The sequence below is a fragment of the bacterium genome, from assembly GCA_024226335.1.
Classification (GTDB): domain Bacteria; phylum Myxococcota_A; class UBA9160; order SZUA-336; family SZUA-336; genus JAAELY01.
Genome location: JAAELY010000248.1, coordinates 1 through 1,193, shown reverse-complemented (window position 1 = coordinate 1,193; position 1,193 = coordinate 1). Strand labels below are relative to the sequence as shown.

At 64.0% G+C, this 1,193-nt stretch carries 1 protein-coding gene; it reads left to right on the top strand.

Annotated elements, in window-relative coordinates:
• Positions 1-97: 97 nt before the first annotated feature.
• Positions 98-1,168 (top strand): transposase, encoded by a 1,071-nt coding sequence (locus GY725_12555; protein ID MCP4005016.1) that lies wholly within the window; start codon positions 98-100, stop codon positions 1,166-1,168.
• Positions 1,169-1,193: the final 25 nt, after the last annotated feature.

The window sequence follows — 1,193 nt, the reverse complement described above, 5'->3', positions numbered from 1 at the left end:
GGTGCTTCCGTCATCGCCTGTTACGGATCGAGCGTAACCCCAGCGCGCACCTTGCCTTGCACACGATCTAGACTCGATGGGTCATGAACGAGGCCAGATGAGGAATGCGTCCAGACTCCGTGCAACCTGCCCGAACAGCGAGTGCCAGCAACACAGCCAGCGCGACGCGGGCAACGTCGTGCTCCACGGCTTCTCCAAAGTCAGGGGCGGAAGGCGCCGTAGATACCGCTGCACGGCCTGCGGCAAGACGTTCGGGGCGACCACTGGCACTCCCTACAAGAGGCTCCAGCACTCCGTGCGGCGTTTTGACCGCGTCGCCTCGCTGAGCGTCGAGGGTGTCAACAAGTCGGCCATCGCGCGACTCGAGGGCCTCTCATGGAACACGGTCGCTCGTTGGCTGGAATTGGCCGCAGCAATTGCCCGCCGTTTCAACGCGAAGCACCTGCGCGGCCACGAACTCGTTGAGCTACAACTCGACGAGATCAACACGTTCCTTCAGAGCCGCAAGCAGCAGACGTGGGTCTTCGCGGGCATCGACGTCTGGTCGCGTCTCTGGCCCGCGACGCTTGTTGGATCGCGCACGTATCGGAACACCCGGCGGTTCGTCCGGATCATCGCTGACGCACGCAGCGGTGGGGGAACCCCGCTGATCACGACCGATGGCTTCAGGTTCTACGCGCCGACGATTCGCCACGTCTTCGGCCTCGGGTGCGTGCTCGCGCAGGTCATCAAGAAGATCAAGCGCAACCGAGTCGTGCGCGTGGGCACGAAGCTGATCGTGGGGTCGGAGTGGAAGCTGGCCGACGCCCTGGAAGAGTCCGAGGACTCGGCGAAGCTGAACACGTCGTTCATCGAGCGGTTGAACCTCACGATCCGTCAGGGCTGCGCCTACCTACGTCGTCGTTCGCCCTGCCATGCACGGAAGAAGCAGACGCTCGACGACCACCTGGAGCTCTTCCGCGCCTTCTACAACTTCGTGCGGCCACACAGCGCGCTGAGATTCGGGAGCGTGACCAGGACGCCGGCGATGCAGGCCGGACTGGCGGCGAAGCAGCTTCGATTCAGGGACGTCTTCACGGCGCGCCACGTCGCGGCCCGCTTTGCCATTGTCAGATCCGGCGCGGTGCCGCATCACGGGATGACCGAGAGGTTCAGATGCGCCGCGTAGTAACAACGGATGAAGGAAGCACCGG

Coding starts and splice junctions, on each gene's coding strand:
- GY725_12555 (MCP4005016.1), top strand. CDS start 98: ATGAGGAATGCGTCCAGACTCCGTGCAACCTGCCCGAACAGCGAGTGC.